Source organism: Shimia gijangensis (genome assembly GCF_900142085.1).
In the GTDB taxonomy this organism is placed as follows: domain Bacteria; phylum Pseudomonadota; class Alphaproteobacteria; order Rhodobacterales; family Rhodobacteraceae; genus Shimia; species Shimia gijangensis.
The window spans coordinates 1-17,146 of record NZ_FQZQ01000024.1 but is presented as its reverse complement, the minus strand read 5'-3'; the positions used below and the strand labels follow the sequence as shown (position 1 = coordinate 17,146).

Genomic DNA, 17,146 nt, shown 5'->3' with positions numbered 1-17,146 from the left:
CAAGCGTTTTTCATTTTGTACAAAACGGAGAGTCCACCCCAAAACTTTTGTACAAAACGGTCATTTTGCCAATTTGGCCTAGTAATGCGGTGGACGCTCGTCTCCCATGATCACACCGCCGCCGCCGTCTGTTTCCCGCGTCGCTTCGCGTTCCATCAGCATCTGCACGCGCCGCGTAAGCACCGCAATTTCGGTGTCCTGACGGGCGACAACCTCGGACAGGTCTTCGACTGTGCGGGTCAAATGGGCGATTTGTTCTTCAAGCTTTTCCATGCCCGCTCGATAGGCTTGGTGGGCGTCTGGGTCAAGCGACGTTGCGTTTGTCTTGCTTTGTCGATGCTCGGACAGAACTCTGGAAAGCAGGAGGACCGCATTATGACAGTGACAGTTGAAACCGAGTCGCGGATCACAGTTGTGACCATCAATCGCCCCCAAGCGCGCAATGCTGTGAACCCTGAAACGGCCCAGAAATTGTATGATGCTTTTCTGGCATTTGAAGCGAATGAGGCGGCGGATGTCGCCATTCTAACCGGTGCGGATGGGCATTTTTGTGCGGGCTACGACCTCAAGTCTGCGGCTTCAGGTGACGGGCAGGATTGGTTGAAAAATGTCGAAATTTCAGAGAGTTGGGTTGATGCTTGCTCTCAACCAGCACCGGGACCAATGGGCCCCTCTCGCCTCGTTTTGTCAAAACCCGTCATTGCCGCTGTCGAGGGCTACGCCGTGGCTGGCGGCCTTGAACTGGCTGCGTGGTGCGACATGCGCGTGGCCGCCGAAAGCGCCATTTTCGGCGTGTTCTGTCGCCGCTGGGGCGTGCCTTTGATTGATGGTGGCACAGTGCGTTTGCCGCGCATCCTGGGGCAAGGACGGGCCAATGATCTGATCCTCACGGGTCGCCCCGTGCAGGCAAAAGAAGCACACTCAATGGGGCTTGCCGATCGTGTTGTCCCAAACGGGCAGGCTTTGGGCGAAGCAAAAAGGCTGGCGGATGCGCTCGTGACATTTCCGCAGTCCTGTATGCAGGCAGACCTTGCCTCTGCGCAGCTCTCGGGACGTGATTTGGCGTTGGCATTGCGGCGAGAATGGGAATCTTTTCAATCATTTAGTGCAGAAGGCGTCGCCGGAGCAGCGCGGTTTTCAGACGGCAAAGGTCGTGGTGGAGACTTCTCTGACATCTGACTTTGAACCACCTGTGACAGAGGGTTAGCTTGCCCCCACGCGGGGCATTGGGTAAAGGCACTGGCAAGTGACTTTCCAAAGGGACCATGACCATGGCCAAAGTGAAAAAAGCCCCTCGCCCCAAGGCAATAACGCCCAAGGGGTTCCGCGACTATTTCGGCGCCGAAGTTTCCGAGCGCTCTGAGATGCTGCAAAAGATTGCCGGGGTCTATCATCGCTATGGTTTTGACGCGCTGGAATCGAGCGCTGTGGAAACGGTTGAGGCGCTGGGCAAGTTTCTGCCCGATGTCGACCGTCCCAACGAAGGCGTGTTTGCCTGGCAGGAATCTGACGATGATGGCAACGGCGATTGGATGGCCTTGCGCTATGACCTGACCGCCCCCTTGGCGCGTGTCTATGCGCAGCACCGCAATGATCTTCCGACACCTTATCGCCGTTATGCAATGGGACCTGTGTGGCGCAACGAGAAACCCGGTCCGGGCCGATATCGTCAATTTTATCAATGCGATGCGGATACTGTTGGTACCTCCAGCATGGCCGCAGATGCCGAAATTTGTGCGATGCTGTCGGACACTTTAGAGACCGTGGGCATTCCGCGCGGCGACTATCTGGTGCGGGTCAACAACCGCAAGGTTTTGAATGGTGTGCTCGAGGCCATGGGCCTGCCCGAAGGTGAAGGCGCGCGTGACAACGTGCTGCGCACTATTGATAAGTTCGACAAAGTGGGTGAGGCAGGTGTACGCGAATTGCTGACCAAGGGTCGGCTGGATGCATCCGGTGCTTTCATCGACGGTGTTGGCCTTAGCGATGATCAGGCAGAGCCTGTGATTGCATTTCTGACTTCCAAGGCCGCGGACGTCGCCAAGACATTTGAAAACCTGCGGGGTGCGGTTGGCACCTCGGTTATCGGTGCCGAAGGCATCGCCGAACTTGAACAGATCGCTGACCTGTTGGCTGCAGGCGGCTATGGTGCGGATCGGATCGAGATCGACCCGTCCGTTGTGCGAGGTCTCGGGTATTACACGGGGCCGGTTTACGAGGCCGAGTTAACTTTTGAAATCTTTGACGAAAAAGGCCGCAAGCGTCAGTTCGGCTCGGTCGCCGGTGGCGGGCGTTATGACGATCTGGTGAAACGTTTCACTGGTCAGGCCGTCCCTGCAACGGGTGTGTCCATTGGCGTGGATCGCTTGCTGGCAGCGCTGCGCGAAAAAGGCCGCCTTGGTGGCCGTGTCGAAGGGCCCGTGGTCGTGACCGTTATGGATCGCGATCGTATGGCCGACTATCAGTCGATGGTGGCGGAACTGCGCAATGCCGGTATTCGTGCCGAGGTTTACCTTGGTAATCCCAAGAACTTTGGCAATCAGCTGAAGTATGCGGATCGCCGCGGCAGCCCTATTGCGGTGATCGAAGGCGGGGATGAGAAAGAAAACGGCGTTGTGCAGATCAAGGACCTGATCCTTGGAGCCAAGATCGCTCAAAGCGCCACCCACGAAGAGTGGAAAGAGCGCCCCAGCCAGTTTGAAGTGCCTCGCGATCAACTGGTCGCCAAAGTGCGCGAAATTCTCGAGGGGCAGGACGGCTGATGCCCAAAAAGGCAAAAATCCGCGCCCGTGGCGCTGAAATCCGTGCGATCTTTGAGGCTGCTGGGGCCAATCCGGTTGAGGCGTCCTTGTTGCAACCCGCCGAGGTGCTTTTGGACCTTTACGGCGAAGACATTCGTGGGCGTGCCTATGTGACGTCGGATGCGTTGCGCGGCGAGCAAATGCTGCGCCCGGACTTTACGGTGCCCGTGGTGCAGATGCATATGGAACATGGGGCTGAACCTGCGCGATATACCTATGCGGGCGAAGTTTTCCGCCGTCAGGAAGACGATCCCACCAAGCCCAATGAATACGCGCAAGTGGGCTATGAGGTGTTCGACCGCGAAAACCCCGGTGCGGCAGATGCCGAAGTCTTTGCCCTGATCCAAAGGGCGTTGGGCACATTGGAATTACGGGCGGCAACCGGTGATATGGGGATATTGAAGGCAGCCGTTGCGGGGTTGGACACAACGGATCGACGCAAAAACGCGCTGATGCGGCATATCTGGCGTCCACGGCGGTTCCGTGCCTTGTTGGATCGATTTTCCGGGCGCAGTCCGGTGCCTGCCAGCCGGGCAGCTTTGCTGACAAATCCGAATCCGATGGCGCACGGTAAACCGCAAATAGGGTTACGCTCGCAAGCTGAGATTTCTGAGCGTATCGAAGCCCTGCGCGAAGATGCCAAGGCGCCGCCGATTTCCGATGGGCAGGTCGCATTGATTGAAGCCATTCTCTCGGTCAGAGAGAAGTTGCCATTTGCCTTGGAGCGACTGCGCGACATCGCCGTTGATATGCCGGCAATCACAGAGGCTGTGTATTGCCTCAAAGATCGGATCGAAGCGCTCAAAGAACAGGGCGTCGACGTGGACGCGTTGGAGTTCGAGGCGAGCTACGGCCGCACCTCGATGGAGTATTACGACGGCTTTGTGTTTGGGCTCTATGCCGAAGGGCGTCCCGATCTTCCGCCTGTCGCCACCGGCGGGCGCTATGATGCGCTGACACGTGTGCTGGGGCAGGGTCGTGAAATTCCGGCCGTCGGGGGCGTGATCCGCCCCGGTCTGCTTTTGGAACTGGAGGGTGCACTATGACAATTAAGCTGGGTGTGCCGTCCAAAGGGCGGTTGATGGATAAAACCTTTGACTGGTTTGGAAAACGTGGCGTGTCGCTTGCGCGAACCGGATCAGATCGCGAATACGCAGGTGCTGTCGAAGGTGTCGAAGGTGTCGAGCTGGTTTTGCTCTCTGCCGGGGAAATTCCGCGAGAGCTGGCTTCGGGACGCATTCATCTTGGTGTCACCGGTACTGATCTGGTGCGCGAGAAGTTGCCCCGTTGGGAACAACAACTGGAAGAAGTCGCACCGCTTGGATTTGGACAGGCCGATCTTATTTTGGCGGTTCCCAGCTGTTGGGTCGATGTGGAGACGCTGGACGATCTGGATGCAGCAGCATCGGCTTTTCGGGCCAATCACGGTTTTCGTCTACGCGTTGCAACCAAATACCACCGGCTGGTGCGCGAGTACCTTCAGCACAATGGTGTCGCGGATTACCAGTTGGTCGACAGTCAGGGCGCAACCGAAGGTGTTGTTAAGAATGAAACAGCCGAGGCGATTGCCGATATCACCTCGACCGGTGAGACATTGCGCGCCAATCACCTTAAGATTCTGGGCGATGGGCCAATCCTGAAATCTCAGGCCACTTTGTGGAGAAGCCGTGTCGCGACTTACTCTGACCCCGACCGCAAGGTGCTGTCGGCATTGCTGGATAAACTGCGCTAAGCTTTCTCAGGCCACCTTACAAAGGTGGCCCCACAAAAGTTTGCCCGTGCTCGGTGGCGACTTTTTCCATGTCCTCAAAAGACAGATCACCTTGGGTGCCCAAAGTCGCGTGCAAAGCCCGAAACATGGCCTCCATCTTTAGTGCGGGCGAAAAGACATAACGCAACCGCCCCGGGGCGTCGCCGACGTTTTTAAAAGCATGAACAGACCCACGCGGCACGAACGCCACATCGCCGGGTGACATGTGATGTAAGACACCATCGACTTCGACATCGAATTGCCCTTCGAGAAAGAAAAATGTCTCGTCCTGATCATGGTGGATATGACGGCCCGGACCCACGCCGGGCTGAGCGATATCTTCGAAGACCTCCAATGTTCCGCCGGATTGCTCGCCGGTCAGCAGGATTTTGAGGGTGATCGCGCCGGGGAAATCGAGTGTTTCTGCGGACGTGTATTGGCTGTGAAACGGGGGCATGACGGGTCTCCTTTTGAACAATCAAAAAGGTAGGGGCCACGTTTCAATCAAGAAAGGGTGATCACTGCACAGGGTCTGTGCGCGCGACACACAAAGGGCGTCAACGTACCCCGATTTCCGCCAGAGCGGTTGCCAGCTCAATGGGCAGGCTATCGTCGTCAATGCGTTGGTCGCGCAAATCTGCCGGGCTGTCTTCGGGTTTGAGATACCGCCACCCCTGAAACGGTCGACGCAGGGCGGTTTCGGTTCGGATGACAGCCGGTTCCAGCACGATCGCGCAGCGCCGGATGCCGTCCACACCAATCACTTCGTCCAGCCGCAGGATACGCTGGCGGCATTGAATAGCCCCTTTGATGACCCAATAGATCGAGCCACCCTGAAGAATTTCAGGCTCGCGTTTGGGCCACATGCGTGTCACGTGGCGGGGTAGGGCATCCTCAGACTGGGCCGCGCGCGTGGCTTGCCAGTCGATCAGCGTATCAACGCTTTCTGATCCGACACTGAGCTTTACAAGATTTACGAACTTATCCACAGCTTACCCACAGATTCTTCCCAAGAAACATCTGTATATTGTAGTTTACTTCGCAACAGCAGCAAGCAGTTGTGTTTTTTTGCGTGTGTTTTGGTTGTGCGGGAAGGTCGATCTGGTCTAATCTGGATGCCTCTTCGCCACACAGAGTTTCAGGGAATCACTAAATGAGCCGTTTTGCCGCCCCCATTGCCGAGTCCATCTGGGACATGAAATATCGCTTCAAAGAAGCGGACGGCAAACCGATTGACTTGACGGTTGAAGACAGCTGGCGGCGTGTTGCGCGCGACTTGGCGAAGGTCGAAAAGAACCCGAATGACTGGGAAGATAAGTTTTACGCCGCCCTTGAAGATTTCAAATACCTGCCTGCGGGTCGCATCACGGCTGGGGCAGGTACGGCGCGCAATGTGACCCTGTTCAACTGTTTTGTCATGGGCACGGTGCCTGACAGCATGGGTGGCATTTTCGATATGCTGAAAGAGGCCGCACTGACCATGCAGCAAGGTGGCGGCATAGGCTATGATTTCTCGACCATTCGCCCACGTGGAGCAGATGTCAAAGGCGTTGCAGCGGATGCGTCTGGTCCATTGTCGTTCATGGATGTCTGGGATGCGATGTGCCGTACGATCATGTCTGCCGGATCGCGTCGCGGTGCGATGATGGCGACGATGCGCTGTGATCATCCGGATATTGAACACTTCATTACAGCCAAATCTGATCCCGCGCGGTTGCGCATGTTCAACATGTCGGTGCTGGTGTCTGACGCGTTTATGGAAGCCGTCAAGGCTGATGGTTCGTGGGAGCTAAAGTTCGGGGACAAGGTCTATCACACGGTTGAAGCGCGTGACCTTTGGAACAAGATTATGCAGTCGACCTATGATTATGCCGAACCCGGTGTGATTTTCATCGACCGTATTAATCAGATGAACAACCTGAACTATTGCGAGGACATCTCGGCCACCAACCCTTGTGGTGAGCAACCTCTGCCACCCTATGGTGCCTGCCTTTTAGGGTCGATCAACCTCGCCCGGTTGGTCAAAGACCCGTTTGAAGGTCATGCCGCGCTGGATGAGGCGGAACTGTCCGATCTGGTCGCAACAGCAGTGCGGATGATGGACAATGTTGTCGATGCGTCGCGCTTCCCGCTGGAAGCCCAACAGCAAGAGGCGCAAGCCAAACGTCGTATCGGCCTTGGGGTGACTGGTCTGGCCGATGCCTTGCTGATGCTGGGGCTGGAATACGGTAGCGAAACAGGTGCCGCACAGACCGAAATCTGGATGAAAGCCATTGCGCGCGCGTCTTATCTGGCCTCTGCCGATCTGGCGCGGGAAAAAGGTGCCTTCCCGCTGTTTGACAAGGAAAAATACCTGTCCGGCGGTCTTGTCAGCCAGATGGATGAGGATGTGAAGGCCGCGATTGCTGAACACGGCATTCGCAACGCGTTACTGACCTCAATCGCCCCTACCGGCACGATCAGCCTGTATGCCGGCAACGTGTCGTCGGGTATCGAGCCGGTGTTTGCCTATGCTTATACGCGCAAAGTCTTGCAAAAAGACGGTAGCCGCACCGAAGAAGAAGTTGTCGACTACGCTGTGCAGATGTGGCGCGACAAGTTTGGTGACAAAGCTTTGCCGGACTATTTCGTCAATGCCCAAACGCTTGCGCCTGCCGCCCATGTGCGCATGCAGGCAGCTGCGCAGAAATGGATTGATTCCAGTATCTCGAAGACAATCAACTGCCCCGAGGATATCGGTTTTGAAGAGTTTAAAGACGTTTACATGCAGGCGTGGGATACCGGGTGCAAAGGCTGCACCACGTATCGTCCAAACGATGTGACAGGATCGGTTTTGGCCGTATCAGAAACCGCGGAAAGTGCGCCCGGCGAAAAACCTGCGGATCACGTGGCAGACGGCGAAGTGATCTATATGTCCGAACCGCTGGAACGCCCGCAATCGCTTGAGGGAGCTACTTATAAGCTGAAGTGGCCTGACAGTGAGCACGCGATTTACCTCACGGTGAATGACACCATCATCAATGGCCATCGTCGCCCGTTTGAGGTGTTCATCAACTCCAAGAACATGGAGCATTACGCTTGGACGCTGGCCCTGACACGGATGATTTCGGCCGTTTTCCGTCGCGGTGGTGATGTTTCTTTTGTGGTTGAAGAGTTGAAAGCCGTGTTTGACCCGCGCGGCGGCGCCTGGATGGAAGGCAAATATATTCCCTCCATTCTGGCGGCGATTGGCGGCGTGATCGAGCGGCACATGATCACCATCGGCTTTATTGAAGGCGAGGGTATGGGGCTTAAATCCGATCCGCAAGCCGAGGTTATGGCGGTAGGCGAAGCGCCGCGTGGCAAAGCCTGCCCTTCCTGTGGCCAGTTCGAGCTACGTATGATCGAAGGCTGCATGACATGTGGGTCCTGCGGGCATTCCAAATGCGGCTGAATTAATCGACAAGGCTTTGTTGTGTATAACCAAGCATAAGATGCCCAATTGGGCGAGTTAAGCCGGTTTTTGCAGGCATAAAATGCCCAAAACTCTACGGGCCCTTATTTTGTTGGGGTTCGAAAGAGGCGCCAGACAGTGTTTTGCGGCAGCAGAATAACGGGTCAACTCACACTGCTGCCCTTGACTGATTTTGGATTTCGATCAATCGTTCTGCATGGATTCGAACAAACACATATCAATCGTGTAAGCCGCTGCCACTTTCTGGTTGGCGGCTCCGTTGACTGGTCATCCTGTTTCTGGATGACCTAAATTCGAACCCAATTTGGGAAACCCCAGAATGAAAACCAGTTTTGAAAAATCCGATGAAGTAGACAATGAGAAGTTCCTCAAGCTTTGTGATCGTTTGTCCGCCTTCTTACTCAAAACACGCAAACGTAATCTTGCCCTGGCCCTTCAGGGAGATGATGATTTCTCTAACGAATTGACCGGTGAAGACTTCGCCACTTTTGAACAGGACCTTACCAGTGGCATGCAATTGACACCGTATGATCAGTTGCGGATTCAAGCGCGGGTCCGGAACTTCCTGAAGTCATCAAATTAGAACGGCGACCGACCTTACCCAGAGTTTATCTCTCTAGGTTGCGAGCCACTTGATCGCCAAAGCCACTCAGCAACAAAACGCAAGAACAAAGACCAATCTCATGCCCTTCCTGCTCACATCATCCTGCCAACGAATATCGGTTTCCATCCGATAACCCGATTTTCGGGAGGCAGCATGGGTATGCGGGCGGGACTTATATCCCTGTAGCTCCAGATTAGAGTGCACGAGTCGGTTCGAGTCCGATGCCTCCTACCAATTCCACATGGCATTGCACGAGGCAAACATGGACAAAGATCTTAAAACTGAACTGAAGCGACTTGAGGTTCTGGGCCCATTGAAATTCTCAGTACTAAAGGACCTCTTCGAAGGTTGGGACCATCTGGATTTCCAGCTTGTTGAGACCGCGATCCAAACAGCCAGCAAACGCCAGCAACTCCGAGAGACCTTGGATCACTTTCGCTGGCACGAGGATGAGGATTGGGCCAGGGCCTTGGAAGAACGCTATTTCAAGGCGTGGAAGGCGGACGGCCACGACAATGTCGGAGAACCGATGTCTTTGTTGAGGCGCCTGTTGCGGGTCACCGACGAAGAAGAGTTCAACACAATTATTGAAGCGTTGAAGGTTCCGTTGCCTGAAGAAGGAAAAGAGCCCGAGCGGCGTTACATTACGGGTGCCCGAAATAAGTCAGATCTACCGCGTTCTGTCCGATCCGGTTTGAACAAATGCGAAAAGCTATTTGTAATTGATGATGTGGCCCACTTCGACCGAGAGGCACTGGCGAATGCGGTAGCCGTCAAATCGCGGTTTCCGAACGCAGGTGACGTGATTGAAGGGCTTCTGGGGGAAATGCGGCGAGGCTTTGCTCTTGGCGACGACATCATTCGAATTCGCCCGACCATCATTCTTGGGGAACCGGGTGTTGGTAAAACCACCATGGTGCGGGCCATGCTTGAGGGTCTTGGTGTTGCGCCCGAGATTGTCTCCGTCGCAGGTCACAATGACTCACAGATCTTCGGCGTATCCGCCGGATGGAGCAGCGCATTACCCAGCGTCATGACGACGGCTGTTCTCAAGCAAGGAGTCCTGAACCCAATTCTGGTTGTGGATGAAATCGACAAGGTGCGCCCCTCGCAAAATGGCGACATCTATTCAGAGCTTCTGCTACTGACCGAGCCAACAGATGCAAGAACCTACCGTGACAAGTTTCTGTCGACGACGACCGACTGCTCAACAATTAGCTGGGTGTTCACAGCTAATTACATCGAGCGCATTCCGGAGCCGCTGCGGAGTCGTTGTGTTGTATACAAGATGGAGACGCCGACACACAGCCAGCTTCCCGCGATCCTGCGATCAATGCATGCGGCCTATGCCGAGGAGCGCGGCGTAGATCAAAGAATGATCCCGCTCACGATGGCGGACCATGAGATGTTGATCAACGATTTCTCACAGCATGCCAGCCTGAGAAGATCAAAAGAGTTGATCCGAATTCTGGTTGATTTTGGGCAGAGTGAAGTGGGTCGTGCCTAGGAAGGGTTTTCAAAGCGTCAATTTGAAAACCCAAGCTCAAACTGAATGACGTTTTCGAATAGCTGCGGTTTGACGGTTACTTTTGTGCACGGGCTTGAAACATGATTGGAGGGGGCGATGAAACAGATGGAAAGTACGAATATGTAATCGGCGGAGCAATACTCGGCCACGGTAGCGGCGGCATTGTGTTGTCGCGGGCGGCGTAAAAGTCGGCCACTTTTGCCCTTTCATTTGATGGGAGGGCTTGGGGATATTCACCGTGGATTTGTATTTGAAGGTTCGTCACGCTCACTATGAGGAAGGTTTGAGCGGGCGTCAGATTGCTCGGGATTTTGGGATCAGCCGAGATAGTGTTTCGAAGATGTTGGCGTATTCCGAACCGCCAGGTTATCGGCGGACTGCGCCGATCAAGCGCCCCAAGCTTGATCCTTACACAGGCCAGATTGACCAGTGGTTATCTGAAGACAAGGCCCGGCCACGCAAACAGCGACACACAGCCAAACGGATCTTTGCGCGGTTGCGCGACGAATGCGGGTTTGATGGTGGTTATACGATTGTAAAAGATTATGTGCGTGCCAGGAAGCGCAGCGGCAAGGAGATGTTTGTGCCGCTGAGCCATCCTCCGGGGTATGGGCAGGCGGATTTTGGCGAAGCGCTGGTTGTCATTGGCGGGATAGAGCAGAAGGCGTACTTCTTCGCCTTTGATCTGCCGCACAGCGATGCCTGTTATATTCGTGCCTACCCTGCTGCTAACACTGAAGCCTGGCTTGACGGGCATGTGCATGCCTTTGCCTTCTTCGGCGCAGTGCCGCGTTCCATCCTTTACGACAATGACCGTTGCCTGGTGGCCAAGATCATGCCGGATGGCACCCGCAATCGCACGCAGCGGTTCAGCGCGATGCTGTCGCATTACGTGATTGGGGACCGGTATGGCCGCCCAGGCAAGGGTAACGACAAAGGCAAGGTCGAAGGTCTGGTTGGCTACGGACGGCGCAACTTCATGGTGCCGATACCACGCTTCGCCACTTGGGATGCGTTCAACGAGTATTTGGAGGAGCAATGCCGCAAACGGCAGGCCGACATCCTGCGCGGTCACAAGATCAGCATTGCTGACCGCCTGGAAGCGGACTTGCTGGCGATGCGCCCCCTGCCAGTCGCGCCTTTTGAAGCCTGCGATCTGCAAAGCAGTCAGGTAACGTCGACATCCGTCGTGCGTTATCGCGGCAATGATTACTCTGTACCCGTGGCCTTCGGTCACCGCGAGGTCTGGATCAAAGGCTTCGTGGATCGTGTTGTGATCGGCTGCGCGGCAGAGATCATCGCAGACCATCCCCGCTCTTATGACACAGGTGATATGGTGTTTGACCCAGTACATTACCTGCGCCTGATCGAGCGCAAGATCATGTCCTTTGATCAGGCCGCCCCATTGCAAAACTGGGAGCTGCCAGAAGCCTTCGCCACACTTCAGCGGTTGTTGGAAGCCCGGCAAGGCAACGCAGGCAAGCGTGAGTACGTGCAGGTGTTGCGCCTGCTGGAACGCTTCGAGATCGAGGTCCTGCATCTGGCCATCAGGGATGCCCTGCGAATGGGTGCGATCAGCTTCGACGCCATCAAGCATCTGTTGTTGTGCCGGGTGGAACGACGCCCGCCTCGGCTGGATTTGGATGTTTACCCGTTCCTGCCCAGAACCAATATCGCCACAACATCCGCATCCTCCTACATGAGCTTGCTGGCGGGAGGTGAGGCATGACAGATGCACCAGAGCTGCTGCTGGCCCATCACCTCAAGACCCTGCGCCTGCCGACGTTCCTGCGTGAGCATGACAAGCAGGCACGTATCTGTGCCGCCGAAGGTGTGGACCATGTGCGCTATCTGGCCCGGCTGACGGAGCTGGAACTGATCGACCGGGAACGCCGCATGGTGGAGCGCAGGATCAAGTCTGCAAAGTTTCCGGCCGTCAAAAGCCTTGATAGTTTCGACTTCAAAGCCATGCCTTCGTTGAACAAGATGATGGTACTGGAGCTGGCCCGCTGTGAGTGGATTGAACGCCAGGAGAATGTCATCGCCCTCGGCCCCTCTGGCACTGGCAAAACCCACGTCGCGCTCGGGCTGGGCCTTGCGGCTTGTCAAAAGGGACTGCCGGTGGCCTTTGTAACAGCGGCGGCGTTGGTCAATGAACTGATGGAAGCCAGAGACGAGAAGCGCCTGCTGCTTCGTCAGCGGCAATTGGCCAAGGTGAAGTTGTTGATTATTGATGAGTTGGGCTTTGTGCCGCTCAGCAAGACCGGCGCAGAACTTCTGTTCGAGCTGATCTCACAGCGTTACGAACGAGGCTCCACATTGATCACCAGCAATTTGCCGTTCGAAGAATGGACGGAAACCTTCGGCACCGAACGTCTCACCGGCGCATTGCTCGACCGGCTCACACACCACGTCAACATCCTGGAGATGAACGGCGAAAGCTATCGCCTGAAACAAAGCCGCGAACGCCTCGCAAACCCTTCAAATTGACAAATGAATAATTGGCCTGGCGGCCAATGCGCCTTGGAACGTGCTTGCTATTTGATGGCTGCACGCTCCAAGGTGCTCGCACCAAAATGGCCTACTTTTACTCCGCCACGGTGGCAGGTTTTTACACCGCCGTTGACAGGCACAAAAAATGGGCACCTTCGGTCTCACCGGAAATTCTGCCGCGGGATGTAGAGATTCGCAACTCGAAATAGATTAAAGCACTCGTAATTCACTTTTTAAGTGTCCCCAATGGTGATACTGTAGCCTCAATAGTATACGAGGCTTTGAATGCGCTTATACAGCATCTCCGTAAGAAATTTTCGCCGACTGAAAAGCATCGATCTGGATTTCGAAGAGAAAGAGACTGTGTTTGTTGGTCCAAACAACAGTGGGAAAACTTCGGCGACCGCCGTTATGCGAAGTTTTCTAGGAAATCGCGACTTCAAGATACACGATTTTTCGGTCAGCAGTATATCAGCGATTGATGCTTACGTGAATGACGAAGGGCAAAGCCTACCGTCGATTGAGCTCGATCTCTGGTTCAAAGTTGATCCCAACGCGGTTTCGTTCGGGCGGGTTTTCGCCCTTGCAACAACTCTATCGACAGATTTTTCCGAAATCGGAATTCGGTGTTCGCTAACGGTTGATGACGCCAAAGAACTCTGGAGGCAGTATGATTTGGCCTTTCCAGCGGCTCAGGATGGCGCTCGAAAACGAACGCTAAGTCACTTTCTGGATTTTGAAGGGAATTTGAGAAAGCACTTTAGTGTGCAGTTTTCGTCGTTGGAGCGCACGGACAACGATCCGCTGCCAACGCCACTGGACCCGAAAGATGGAAAGAAAATTCTTAGCTCACTGGTGCGTGTCGATTTTGTCGACGCACAGCGAAACATCGATGACGAGAATGCTGCAAGGAGCAACAGGCTCTCCGAAGCGTTTGCGACCTACTACAGACGCAATCTTGAGCAAGCGGAACTGGCCGAGGAAGCGATAGCCATCATCGAGCAGAACAACGAAAACCTGACCAGCCATTACACTCAACGCTTTGCACCTTTGATGACAATGATTGGTGGGCTTGGGCTTCCTTCCGACAATGATCGCGCCATGAAGGTTGTTTCAACGTTGAGTTCGGAAGACGCATTGCGCGGGAACACAGAGCTATACTACGTAGACGCCAACACGAGCCATGAGCTTCCCGAAGCCTATAATGGACTGGGGTTCAAGAACCTCGTTTTCATGGCAATTCAAATTGATCATTTCTACAGACAATGGCTTGCAACCGAGGAAGACCGCCCGCTATGTCAGGTGATTTTTGTCGAAGAACCTGAAGTTCACCTCCACGCTCAAGTTCAGCAGACGTTTATTCGTCAAATGTGGGATGTGTTGACTGAAGGCACGCCAGACGGCGAAAGCACCCCACAGCTCGCTGTCACTACACACTCTTCACACATTCTCGATACTGTTGATTTTTCCAAAATTCGGTACTTCCGCCGCAAGTCCGTCAATGATGCTCAAAACGGTGAAACATTCCATGGAACCACAGTGCACAGTCTCGCTCAGTTTCAGCCGGAGCCAATCGATTTGGATGGAGAAATTGTCTCACCAGAAGTGGCTCTTTCCTTCTTGAAGAAGTATTTACGCCTTACCCATTGCGACCTTTTCTTTTCAGATGCGGCCATTCTAGTTGAAGGGTCGGTTGAAAAGCTTCTGTTGCCTCGCATGATCGATTTTTCAGCCAATAGCCTAAACAAAAAATATTTGACCGTTCTCGAGGTAGGTGGGGCGTACGGAATGCGTTTTGCCGGATTGCTGGAATTCCTGGAGATTCCCTACCTTATCATCACTGATATCGATTCTGTTGACCCTGCAAATAGTCGCAAAAACTGTATTGCAACAGCAGACAATGCGGTGTCCTCGAATGCTACTCTTGGTTACTTTTTCGATGATAGCAGCGTAAAAACACTCGCCGCCAAAACGAAAGCGGATCGTGAGCAGGCTGACGGAATGCGTTTCATCAGCTATCAAACGCCTGTCTCGATAGATGTGGGAGGACAAGCGCAAATTTTCCACGGAAGGACACTTGAGGAAGCTTTCGTTTATGAGAACCTTGACCTATTTCGAAACGATGCATTGAGCATTGATATTGATCTACCAGACGATCTTGCCGCCCTGCATAGAGATGTCTGGAAACGTATCAAAAGCTCCACATTCAAAAAAACCGAGTTTGCGATGAATGTGCTGGCTTACGAGCCGCCTCAACAGCATGATGAAGAAGAAGGTGCCAACACTGGCGTCGCGCAGCTTCCCTGGAACGTTCCGCAATACATCTCTGAAGGTCTGGTCTGGTTGGATGGACAACTATGCCAGAATGCCGAGGAGGTATGAATGGAAACTGTTCTGAAGCCGACAGAGGCAGACAGAAGAATTGTCGAGTGTATCTCTGACGAAAAATCGTTTTCTGTAATTGCTGGTGCTGGTTCGGGAAAAACCACATCGCTCGTCGAAGCTCTAAAAAAAATACGTGACAAACATGGAAAAGAACTCCGAAAAAACGGGCAACGCGTCGTATGCATCACCTATACCAACCGTGCTGTCGATGTGATTTCTTCCAAACTCGGATTTGATGATCTTTTTCTGGTGACCACCCTTCATGGGTTTTTGTGGGGCGAGATTTTTCGATTTCAAAATGCAATGCGGGAAGCACTTTGCGAGGATGTAATCCCGAGGCACATTGCAAAAGCGCAAAAGGATGATAACGGCGGAACCTCCCAAAGAGCGAGAAACGCACGGGAAAAGGTTCAAAGGCTGTCGCAAGAGTTGGAAGCGCTCAAAGAGGAGCCAAAGGTCAGATATGAGGAAACGGCGATAAGTGACTACGCCCAGTGCATCCTGAACCATGACGACGTTATCGATGTTGCTTCGTTTCTAATCTCCAACAGGCCGATCTTGCGAAAAGGTCTTGGGTTCAAATACCCATTTTTCTTTGTCGATGAAGCGCAGGACACTTTCCCTCAAGTAATGGCCGCATTGAACGCAATATGCGCAAAGGATGGCCTTCCGTTAATTGGGTATTTTGGCGACCCGATGCAGCAAATCTACGACAAACGTGCGGGAGGCTTCTCGGGGCCGGAGGGTGCAGAGATAATACCCAAGGAAGAGAACTTTCGATGTTCGACGTCGGTAATCGATCTTCTCAATAACTTCAGGTCGGACTTGCAGCAAGTACCAGGAGGCAAGAACATAGAAATCGAAGGAAGCGTTGAAATCACAGTTGTTCAGGCACCTGATCCTTCTGGACCAAGAAACACATATACAGTTGAACAGCTTGATGATGTTACTTCGAAGTACACAAATGCTGTTGCGCAATGGGGATGGGAAAACCTGCCGTCCGTGAAAAACCTGTTTTTGGCCAGGCGTATGATTGCACGGAGATTGGACTTTAAAAATATCCACTCTCTGTTCACCGGTACTTATTCATCCTCGCGTTCACAATCTGTCTACGAAGATGGCACCCACTATCTTTTTAAGCCTTTCGTGGATGGAGTTTTTGAACTCGTTGAGGCCTCCCGAAAGGGCGATGCGAAGAGGATCATAGAAACGCTGCGTCGGATTAGTCCCGCTTTCTCCGATACGGGGAAGAACAAGAGCAAATCGCTGAAAGCGATGCTAGATCACGCTGTGCAACACACCGAAAAACTCAGAGAGATGTGGGAAACCCGGTCTGTGAAGGAGGTGCTTGAATATTGTCACGACAATGATCTGTGTACAATATCTGAACGGCTTGCGTATCAAATGGACCGTAAACCTCGGGAAGAATTTGATCGAGATATGGAGGATCATCAACGTGAGAAAGGCGACTGGCTGGCCGATGAGTTTTTTGAGCTGGGGACCGAAGAGCTGGAGCGCTACTTTAGTTTTCTCGACGAGAGTTCTCCGTTTAGCACGCAGCACGGTGCAAAAGGAGAAGAGTACGAAAACGTCCTTGTTATGATCGATGATATAGAAGCGAACTGGAACACATATAGTTTTTCGAAGTTCCTCACACCGAATGTTGCTGGTCAACCAACGGATCGGCAACGAGAGCTAACAGAAAAACTCGCTTACGTTTGCTTCTCTCGTGCTGAAGTGAATTTGCGAGTTTTGTTTTTCTCTATAGATGCCAAGGCGGCAGGAGCAGAGTTGATTGACGCAGGACTGTTCAGGAAAGATCAAGTTTCCTACCTATAAGTTTCAGGGTTTCGGTCGATTGATAGCAGACAAGAGCTGAGGGAAGAGAAACCGTGGTCAATCCGAGTATTAAGTCCTTGTCCGATAATGACGCGCTCCAAAATAGCCAGTCAAACAGTGGTAGGCTGAATCCCAAGTGTTTCCGGTTGGGTAACAAACTATACGTAACCGGTGTTCTGACCCCACCTTCCTCATAATGAGCTACTCCCCATTTGTTGGACAGGATCTGGCGTAGTTTAAGCTACTTTTCGCTCCTGCTGATCAGGGTTGGTTGTTTCAATTCCCTGCCAAT

At 53.6% G+C, this 17,146-nt stretch carries 14 protein-coding genes; 11 read left to right on the top strand and 3 right to left on the bottom strand.

Features of this window, described 5'->3' with window-relative positions:
* Window positions 1–78: 78 nt before the first annotated feature.
* A complete protein-coding gene (locus BUC32_RS16875) occupies window positions 79–273 on the bottom strand; it encodes a SlyX family protein (RefSeq protein WP_073255662.1) in 195 nt (64 codons plus the stop codon).
* Between the two features lie 102 nt (window positions 274–375).
* Here BUC32_RS16875 and BUC32_RS16870 point away from each other — a divergent pair, with 102 nt between their 5' ends.
* From BUC32_RS16870 to hisG, 4 genes are all read left to right on the top strand, one after another.
* Window positions 376–1,179: a crotonase/enoyl-CoA hydratase family protein gene (locus tag BUC32_RS16870; protein WP_073255767.1), complete on the top strand. Its 804-nt coding sequence runs from the start codon at window positions 376–378 to the stop codon at window positions 1,177–1,179.
* A 92-nt stretch (window positions 1,180–1,271) separates the two neighbouring features.
* Window positions 1,272–2,762 carry a histidine--tRNA ligase gene (hisS, locus tag BUC32_RS16865; protein ID WP_073255764.1) on the top strand — a complete coding sequence of 497 codons (1,491 nt, stop codon included), beginning with the start codon at window positions 1,272–1,274 and terminating at the stop codon, window positions 2,760–2,762.
* Window positions 2,762–3,847: an ATP phosphoribosyltransferase regulatory subunit gene (locus BUC32_RS16860; RefSeq protein WP_073255659.1), complete on the top strand. Its 1,086-nt coding sequence runs from the start codon at window positions 2,762–2,764 to the stop codon at window positions 3,845–3,847. Before hisS ends, BUC32_RS16860 begins: the two co-directional genes overlap by 1 nt.
* The gene (hisG, locus tag BUC32_RS16855) at window positions 3,844–4,533 is read left to right on the top strand and encodes an ATP phosphoribosyltransferase (protein ID WP_073255657.1); all 690 of its coding nucleotides are present in this window, start codon (window positions 3,844–3,846) and stop codon (window positions 4,531–4,533) included. The genes BUC32_RS16860 and hisG overlap by 4 nt, the downstream gene beginning before the upstream one ends.
* 16 nt (window positions 4,534–4,549) lie before the next feature.
* Here hisG and BUC32_RS16850 read toward each other — a convergent pair whose 3' ends face one another.
* Window positions 4,550–5,008, bottom strand: a complete 459-nt coding sequence (locus tag BUC32_RS16850; protein WP_073255654.1) for a cupin domain-containing protein — start codon at window positions 5,006–5,008, stop codon at window positions 4,550–4,552.
* A gap of 100 nt (window positions 5,009–5,108) precedes the next feature.
* Window positions 5,109–5,540, bottom strand: a complete 432-nt coding sequence (locus BUC32_RS16845; RefSeq protein ID WP_073255651.1) for a DUF1489 family protein — start codon at window positions 5,538–5,540, stop codon at window positions 5,109–5,111.
* 164 nt (window positions 5,541–5,704) lie between these two features.
* On the opposite strand from BUC32_RS16845, the gene BUC32_RS16840 reads away from it, so the two are divergent.
* From BUC32_RS16840 to BUC32_RS16805, 7 genes are all read left to right on the top strand, one after another.
* Window positions 5,705–7,984 (top strand): adenosylcobalamin-dependent ribonucleoside-diphosphate reductase, encoded by a 2,280-nt coding sequence (locus BUC32_RS16840; RefSeq protein ID WP_073255648.1) that lies wholly within the window; start codon window positions 5,705–5,707, stop codon window positions 7,982–7,984.
* Window positions 7,985–8,324: 340 nt separating this feature from the next.
* Window positions 8,325–8,588, top strand: a complete 264-nt coding sequence (locus BUC32_RS16835; protein WP_073255645.1) for a hypothetical protein — start codon at window positions 8,325–8,327, stop codon at window positions 8,586–8,588.
* 283 nt (window positions 8,589–8,871) lie between these two features.
* Window positions 8,872–10,116, top strand: coding sequence for an AAA family ATPase (locus BUC32_RS16830; RefSeq protein ID WP_175556958.1), 1,245 nt, complete (start codon window positions 8,872–8,874; stop codon window positions 10,114–10,116).
* 250 nt (window positions 10,117–10,366) lie between these two features.
* Window positions 10,367–11,866, top strand: coding sequence for an IS21 family transposase (istA, locus tag BUC32_RS16825; protein ID WP_139280766.1), 1,500 nt, complete (start codon window positions 10,367–10,369; stop codon window positions 11,864–11,866).
* Window positions 11,863–12,627: an IS21-like element helper ATPase IstB gene (gene istB, locus BUC32_RS16820; protein WP_073255636.1), complete on the top strand. Its 765-nt coding sequence runs from the start codon at window positions 11,863–11,865 to the stop codon at window positions 12,625–12,627. The genes istA and istB overlap by 4 nt, the downstream gene beginning before the upstream one ends.
* Window positions 12,628–12,915: 288 nt before the next feature.
* Entirely contained in the window at window positions 12,916–15,012 is a 2,097-nt protein-coding gene (locus tag BUC32_RS16810) for an ATP-dependent nuclease (RefSeq protein WP_073255630.1), read from the top strand.
* On the top strand, window positions 15,013–16,854 hold the full coding sequence (locus BUC32_RS16805) for a UvrD-helicase domain-containing protein (RefSeq protein ID WP_073255627.1): 1,842 nt from the start codon (window positions 15,013–15,015) through the stop codon (window positions 16,852–16,854).
* The last annotated feature ends 292 nt before the right edge of the window (window positions 16,855–17,146 follow it).

What these genes read in the sequence shown, in the direction of transcription:
- BUC32_RS16810 (WP_073255630.1), top strand. Translation starts at nt 12,916, where the DNA reads ATGCGCTTATACAGCATCTCCGTAAGAAATTTTCGCCGACTGAAAAGC.
- BUC32_RS16870 (WP_073255767.1), top strand. Translation starts at nt 376, where the DNA reads ATGACAGTGACAGTTGAAACCGAGTCGCGGATCACAGTTGTGACCATC.
- BUC32_RS16830 (WP_175556958.1), top strand. Translation starts at nt 8,872, where the DNA reads ATGGACAAAGATCTTAAAACTGAACTGAAGCGACTTGAGGTTCTGGGC.
- BUC32_RS16805 (WP_073255627.1), top strand. Translation starts at nt 15,013, where the DNA reads ATGGAAACTGTTCTGAAGCCGACAGAGGCAGACAGAAGAATTGTCGAG.
- BUC32_RS16835 (WP_073255645.1), top strand. Translation starts at nt 8,325, where the DNA reads ATGAAAACCAGTTTTGAAAAATCCGATGAAGTAGACAATGAGAAGTTC.
- BUC32_RS16840 (WP_073255648.1), top strand. Translation starts at nt 5,705, where the DNA reads ATGAGCCGTTTTGCCGCCCCCATTGCCGAGTCCATCTGGGACATGAAA.
- BUC32_RS16850 (WP_073255654.1), bottom strand. Translation starts at nt 5,008, where the DNA reads ATGCCCCCGTTTCACAGCCAATACACGTCCGCAGAAACACTCGATTTC.
- BUC32_RS16875 (WP_073255662.1), bottom strand. Translation starts at nt 273, where the DNA reads ATGGAAAAGCTTGAAGAACAAATCGCCCATTTGACCCGCACAGTCGAA.
- istB (WP_073255636.1), top strand. Translation starts at nt 11,863, where the DNA reads ATGACAGATGCACCAGAGCTGCTGCTGGCCCATCACCTCAAGACCCTG.
- hisS (WP_073255764.1), top strand. Translation starts at nt 1,272, where the DNA reads ATGGCCAAAGTGAAAAAAGCCCCTCGCCCCAAGGCAATAACGCCCAAG.
- hisG (WP_073255657.1), top strand. Translation starts at nt 3,844, where the DNA reads ATGACAATTAAGCTGGGTGTGCCGTCCAAAGGGCGGTTGATGGATAAA.
- BUC32_RS16860 (WP_073255659.1), top strand. Translation starts at nt 2,762, where the DNA reads ATGCCCAAAAAGGCAAAAATCCGCGCCCGTGGCGCTGAAATCCGTGCG.